Below are 6,561 nucleotides of genomic sequence, written 5' to 3' on the forward strand. Positions count from 1 at the left end.
TAGTCTCGCGAGGGTGACGCCAGCCGATGTGAGCGACGCCCTTGGGGCCGCGGTGCGGGACGCCGTGGAGCGGGGCGTTCTTGCTGTGCCGGTGCCTGAGGAGGTGCCGGTTTTCTGCGCTGGACCCGGGGTTTTCGAGAGTCCTGTCGCGTTGAGGTTGGGTGTCGATCCGCGGGTGATCGCGGAGTGTGTGGGTGGGAGCGTTACCCCGCGGGGGTTCGTGCGGGTCGAGGTGTCCCCCGGGGCTGTGGTGGACGGGGTTCTGGGCGATCCCCGGTATGGGGTGAGGGTCGTTCCGGCTTTTTCGTGGGACGAGTGGCCCAGGACGTGGGAGAACCCCGGGTTCGCCGTCCGATATGCCTATGTGCGGGCCGGGTGGGTCGGGCGTTGGGCGTCCGAGTTGGGGGTTGGACGGGGTGTCTTCGCCGGGGGTGAGGCGGAGGAGATGGTGCTCGTCGAGGCTTTGGGGGAGTTGCCTGGACGGGCGGCTCAGGCCGAGCGGGAACGGGACGCGAGGCCGTTGGTGTTGTCCCTTGAGAGGGTCGCCGCGGCGTATCACGACGTGCATGAGCGGTGCCCGGCCGTGCCCAGGGGTGATGAGAGACCCGGGGCGGTGCATGCGGGACGCGTCAGCTTGGCGGAGGCCGCGCGCATCGCCATCGGCAACGGCCTGAACATGATCGGTGAGACCCCTAGAGAGCGACTATGAGCAGAGTTCACCCTGCCGGCCCCCGGCACGCCGACGTCCTGCCCGAGGACCACCCCGCGGGGCCGGCGGACGATCTGAACGCCCTCGATCCGCATATCTGGCCGCGCAGCGCCGGGCGGACGGACGGCGCGATGACCGTGGGCGGTGTCGACGTCCGGGATCTCGCGCAGCAGTACGGGACTCCTCTTTATGTGTACGACGAGGAGGACGTGCGGAGCCGGGCCCGGGAGTATGCGGCGGCGTTCCATGACGGGGACGTCCACTATGCGGGCAAGGCTTTCCTGTGCGTGGCCCTGGCCAAGTGGTTGAACGAGGAGGGGCTGGGGCTCGATGTGTGCAGTGGGGGTGAGCTCGCGGTCGCCCTGGCGGCGGGGTTCCCCACTGAGCGGATCACGTTGCATGGGAGCAATAAGGCGTCCTGGGAGCTGGAGAAGGCTCTTGAGGTGGGCGTCGGGAGGATCGTGCTGGACTCCTTTGAGGAGATCGCACGGTTGGGGTATCTGGCCCAGGCGCATGGGGTCCGGCCGAAGGTGATGGTGCGCGTCACCACGGGGGTGGAGGCGCACACCCATGAGTTCATCGCCACTGCGCATGACGACCAGAAGTTTGGGTTCTCGCGGAGTTCCGGGGCGGCGCTGGAGGCCGTGCGGAGGGTGCTGGAGCTGAAGCAGCTCGAACTGGTGGGGCTGCACAGCCATATCGGGTCGCAGATCTTCGAGGTGGACGGCTTCGAGGTGGCGGCGCACCGGCTGGCGGAGCTGCTGGTGGCCATCCGGGACGAGCACAGGATCGAGCTGCCGGAGCTGGACCTCGGGGGCGGGTACGGGATCGCGTACGTGCCGGGGGAGGAGCCGCACGACCCGAAGGCGATCGCGGACGGGCTGCGGGCGATCGTGGCGCGGGAGTGCCGGGCGTACGGGCTGAGCATGCCGCGGCTGACGGTGGAGCCCGGGCGGGCGATCGTGGGGCCGGGCGGGGTGACGCTGTACGAGGTCGGGACGGTGAAGGACGTCGAGGGCCTGCGGACGTACGTGTCGGTGGACGGCGGCATGAGCGACAACCTGCGGACGGCCCTGTACGGCGCCGAGTACACGAGCGTGCTCGCGAGCCGGACGTCCGAGGGGGCGCCCATGCTGAGCAGGCTCGTCGGCAAGCACTGCGAGAGCGGGGACATCGTCGTGCGGGACCTGTGGCTGCCCGAAGATCTTGCGGCGGGGGACCTGGTGGCGGTGGCCGCCACCGGTGCGTACTGTCGATCGATGGCCAGTAACTACAACCACGTCCCGAAGCCCGCCGTGGTGGCGGTGCGGGACGGCAGGTCGCGGGTGATCGTGCGCCGGGAGAGCGCCGAGGATCTGCTGCGGCTGGATGCGGAGGTCGGAGCGTGAAACCCGAACGTGGCCCGCTGCGGGTGGCGCTGCTCGGCTGCGGTGTCGTCGGCACGGAGGTCGTCCGGCTGCTGCGGGAGCAGGCGGACGACCTGGCCGCGCGCGTCGGGGTCCCGCTGGAGCTGGCGGGCATCGCCGTGCGGCGGCCCGACCGGGTCCGCGCGGGCGTGGACCGGGAGCTGCTGACGACGGACGCGCAGGCGCTGGTCACCCGGGACGACGTGGACATCGTCGTGGAGGTGATCGGGGGGATCGAGCCGGCCAGGACGCTGATGCTGGAGGCGATGAAGACCGGGAAGTCGGTCGTCACCGCGAACAAGGCGCTGCTGGCCGAGGACGGGGCGACGCTGTTCGCGGCGGCGCGGGAGTACGGGGCCGACCTGTACTACGAGGCGTCGGTGGCGGGGGCGATCCCGCTGCTGCGGCCGCTGCGGGAGTCGCTGGTCGGCGATCACGTGCACCGGGTGCTGGGCATCGTGAACGGCACGACGAACTACATCCTCGACCAGATGGACACGCACGGCGCCGGGTTCAACGACGCGCTGGAGGAGGCGCAGGCGCTCGGATACGCCGAGGCCGACCCGACGGCGGACGTGGAGGGGTTCGACGCCGCTGCGAAGGCGGCGATCCTGGCGCAGCTCGCCTTCCATACTCCGGTTACCGCGGCGGACGTCCACCGTGAGGGCATCACCGAGGTGAGCGCGGCGGACGTGGCGGGCGCCAAGGGGATGGACTGCGTCGTCAAGCTGCTGGCCATCTGCGAGCGGGTCCCGTCGGAGGACGGGCGGAACGGGCGCGGTGTGTCCGTGCGGGTGTATCCGGCGATGATCCCGCGGTCGCATCCGCTGGCAAGTGTTCGCGAGGCGTACAACGCCGTGTTCGTGGAGGCGGAGTCGGCGGGGTCGCTGATGTTCTACGGCGCGGGCGCGGGGGGCGCTCCGACGGCGTCGGCGGTGCTCGGCGACCTGGTCGCCGTGTCGAGGAACGTGGTCGCCGGTACGCCCGGCCCCGTCGAGGTGACGTACGCGAGCCTTCCGGTCCTGCCGATGGGCGAGACCGTCACGCGCTACTACATCCAGCTGGACGTGACGGACGAGGCGGGCGTGCTCGCCACGGTCGCCGAGCTGTTCGCGCGGCACGGGGTGTCGATCCAGGCCGTCCGGCAGGTGGGGCTGGGCGAGGAGGCACAGCTCGTCGTGGTGACGCACCGGGCGCCGGACGCGGCGCTGTCGGCGACGGTGGAGGGGCTGCGGGGCCTCGACGTCGTCCGCGAGGTGGCGAGCGTGATGCGCGTCGAGGGCGAGGAGTGAGCCCGGTAGACTCCGCAGGACATCGCAGGTCATCAAGGAGAATGACGTGAACGCGAACGTCCGCGTGTGGCGCGGCCTCATCGAGGAGTACCGCGACCGGCTTCCGGTGACGGACGCGACGCCCGTCGTGACCCTCCTGGAGGGCGGGACCCCGCTCGTGCCCGCGAACCGGCTGTCGCAGCTGACCGGCTGCGAGGTGTACCTGAAGGTCGAGGGCGCCAACCCGACCGGTTCGTTCAAGGACCGCGGGATGACGATGGCCATCAGCAAGGCGGCCGAGCAGGGCGCCAAGGCGGTGATCTGCGCGTCCACCGGCAACACCTCGGCGTCGGCGGCGGCGTACGCGGTGCGCGCCGGGATGACCTGCGCGGTGCTGGTGCCCGCCGGCAAGATCGCGATGGGGAAGCTGGCGCAGGCGCTGGTGCACGGCGCGCGGCTGCTCCAGGTGGACGGCAACTTCGACGACTGCCTGGAACTGGCGCAGAAGCTCGCGGTGGACTATCCGGTCGCCCTGGTGAACTCGGTGAACAAGTACCGGTTGCAGGGGCAGAAGACGGCCGCCTTTGAAATCGTGGGCGCGCTCGGCGACGCTCCTGATGTGCACTGCCTACCCGTGGGAAATGCGGGCAACATCTCCGCGTACTGGATGGGTTACAAGGAGTACGCGGCCGATGGCGTCGCCTCGCGGACGCCGCGGATGCTCGGTTTCCAGGCGAGCGGCGCCGCGCCGTTCGTGAAGGGCGAGCCCGTCCTGAAGCCGCAGACCATCGCGACCGCGATCCGGATCGGGAACCCCGCGTCCTGGGACCTGGCGAGCGCCGCGCGCGACGAGTCGGGCGGCGCGATCGACTCCGTCACCGACCGGCAGATCCTGGCCGCGTACCGGCTGCTGGCCAGGGAGGAGGGCGTGTTCGTGGAGCCCGCCTCCGCCGCCGGCGTGGCCGGGCTGCTCCAGGCGCGGGAGCGCGGGGTCGTCGAGCCGGGCGCGAAGGTCGTCTGCACGGTGACGGGCAACGGGCTCAAGGACCCCGACTGGGCGATCTCCGGTGCGCCCGCGCCGACCGTCGTGAAGGTCGACGCGCACGCCGCGGCGTCGGCGCTCGGCCTCACCTGACGGGCGAGGCGACGCGATGAGCTGGCCGGACGGGCCGGTCCTGGTGCGCACGCCCGCGACCAGCGCCAACCTCGGTCCCGGGTTCGACTCGCTGGGCCTCGCGCTGGCGCTGTACGACGACGTCGAGGTCGCGGTCACGGGCGGCGGGCTGTCCATCGAGGTGGACGGCGAGGGCGCCGAGGTGGCGGACCGCGGCGAGCGGCACCTCATCGTGAAGGTGCTGCGGCGCGCGTTCGACGTCCTGGACGGGCTGGCCGAAACCGGTCCCGGCGCGCCGCTCGGGCAGCCGAAGGGACTGCGGCTGCGGTGCCGCAACCGCATCCCGCACAGCCGCGGGCTGGGCTCGTCGTCGGCCGCGATCGTCGCCGGGATCGTCGCGGCGCGCGCGCTGCACCCGGCGGGGGACCTGCTCGACGACGCCGCCGCGCTGCGGCTCGCCACGGACATCGAGGGCCATCCCGACAACGTCGCGCCGTGCCTCGCGGGCGGCCTCACCATCGCCTGGACGGAGCCGGGCGGCGCGCGGCTCGTCCGGCTGGATCCGCAGGTCAGCGGGGTCGTCGCGTTCGTCCCCGACCAGCATCTCGCGACGGAGCGGGCGCGGGGGCTGCTGCCGGAGACCGTCCCGCACGGCGACGCCGCGGCCAACGCCGGGCGCGCCGCGCTGCTCATCGCCGCGCTCACCGCAGGCCCCGTCGCGGGGCTCGGCGCGGACGTGCTGCTCGCCGCGACGGAGGACCGGCTGCACCAGGACTACCGCGCGCCCGCGATGCCGCGGTCCGCGGCGCTCGTCGCGCGGCTCCGCGAGGCGGGCGTACCGGCGGTGATTTCCGGGGCAGGTCCCACTGTCCTGGCCTTCACAACCGCATCACGAGTTGATTCGATGGGTCTGGAAGTGGGTAATGGGTGGCACGAACACCCGTTGGACGTCGCGACCCGTGGCGCCCGCGTCGTGGCCGGTGGGACACAGGTCCGGCCCTGACGCCGGAGCCGGGGGCGGGGCCGCCGCGACGTTCCGGACGGTGCCGGTTCCGAGAAGATCCAGCTAGGTAAAATGCGAAGACATCGACCTCTGGGGAATAGCAGTGTGCCCAGGTGATGTTAGGCTGAATGCCGCACCAGATGCCCCGTTCGGGGCAGCGTGCTCGTCAGCCGCGCGTCAGCTGTCCGGCCCTTCGGTCGTGTCGGTCCCGCGTACCAGGCTCCCCGACACCGTGACATCCCGTTGTCAGGCATTCCAGCGAAACTTCGGACGTGGCGGTAACGGGGTCACGCACGAGCGAACCGTCCCGACCACCATCTGGCTGTGCCCAGAACTCGCCGATCGCGGTGCCATCGTGATCGGCGCAGCCCGACTCGGCGCCCCCGCCGGGCCGCACCACCGGGTTGACTGGCCGAACGCCGGCCAACGCCCGCTCCCTGGGAAGGACCCTTAGTGAGCGAATCCAGCGAACTCCTTACGGACGCATCCAGCACTGCACCCGCAGCCGACGCCGCCCAGGCCGGCGCGGAGCCTGCCACCCCCCGGCGCCGCCGGTCGGGCACGGGCCTCTCGGCCATGGTGCTGCCCGAGCTCAAGGCGCTCGCGTCCAGCCTCGGCATCACCGGCACGACCGGGATGCGCAAGAGCCAGCTCATCGCCGCCATCCAGGAGAAGCAGGGCGGTCAGGGGCAGGGCTCGGCCGGGGGCGAGCAGGGAGCCGCTGCCACGGCGAAGACCGAGCGTCCCCGCCGGACCCGCACCGCGGCCTCCGCGAAGCGCGAGGTGTCCGAGGACCAGGTCACCATCTCCGAGGCCGCGCCGGCCGCGGAGCAGGCGGCCCCCGCTGCCGACCGGGCCGCCGAGAAGGCGTCCGACAAGGCCGCCGACAAGGCGACCGACCGTCCCGAGCGGCAGAGCCGGCAGGGCGCGAAGGCCACCGACCGGCAGGACCGTGACCGGCAGGACCGCGCGGCGTCCGACGGGCGCGCCGAGCGCGGCGACCGCCAGACCCGCGAGCCCGCGGCCGCGCAGGGCGGCGCCGAGGACGGCGAGGCCCA

Annotated in this window: 6 protein-coding genes; all 6 read left to right on the plus strand. The window is 72.2% G+C overall.

The window, feature by feature from the left end:
• Positions 1-13 precede the first annotated feature (13 nt).
• Positions 14-709 (plus strand): DALR anticodon-binding domain-containing protein, encoded by a 696-nt coding sequence (locus tag E1300_RS30120; RefSeq protein WP_131760479.1) that lies wholly within the window; start codon positions 14-16, stop codon positions 707-709.
• Entirely contained in the window at positions 706-2,097 is a 1,392-nt protein-coding gene (lysA, locus tag E1300_RS30125) for a diaminopimelate decarboxylase (RefSeq protein WP_131760480.1), read from the plus strand. The genes E1300_RS30120 and lysA overlap by 4 nt, the downstream gene beginning before the upstream one ends.
• Before the next feature lie 23 nt (positions 2,098-2,120).
• Positions 2,121-3,407 carry a homoserine dehydrogenase gene (locus E1300_RS30130; protein ID WP_131760486.1) on the plus strand — a complete coding sequence of 429 codons (1,287 nt, stop codon included), beginning with the start codon at positions 2,121-2,123 and terminating at the stop codon, positions 3,405-3,407.
• A 46-nt stretch (positions 3,408-3,453) separates the two neighbouring features.
• On the plus strand, positions 3,454-4,521 hold the full coding sequence (gene thrC / locus E1300_RS30135) for a threonine synthase (RefSeq protein WP_131760481.1): 1,068 nt from the start codon (positions 3,454-3,456) through the stop codon (positions 4,519-4,521).
• Between the two features lie 16 nt (positions 4,522-4,537).
• A complete protein-coding gene (thrB, locus tag E1300_RS30140) occupies positions 4,538-5,503 on the plus strand; it encodes a homoserine kinase (protein ID WP_131760482.1) in 966 nt (321 codons plus the stop codon).
• Between the two features lie 576 nt (positions 5,504-6,079).
• Positions 6,080-6,561, plus strand: a 482-nt coding sequence (locus E1300_RS30145) for a Rho termination factor N-terminal domain-containing protein (protein WP_207400040.1), incomplete at its 3' end; no start/stop codon positions are given.

The organism is Actinomadura fibrosa (genome assembly GCF_900659615.1).
GTDB classification, from domain to species: domain Bacteria; phylum Actinomycetota; class Actinomycetes; order Streptosporangiales; family Streptosporangiaceae; genus Spirillospora; species Spirillospora fibrosa.

Bases quoted from the DNA above. Each gene is read 5' to 3' on its own strand.
- lysA (WP_131760480.1), top strand. From the start codon at position 706: ATGAGCAGAGTTCACCCTGCCGGCCCCCGGCACGCCGACGTCCTGCCC.
- thrB (WP_131760482.1), top strand. From the start codon at position 4,538: ATGAGCTGGCCGGACGGGCCGGTCCTGGTGCGCACGCCCGCGACCAGC.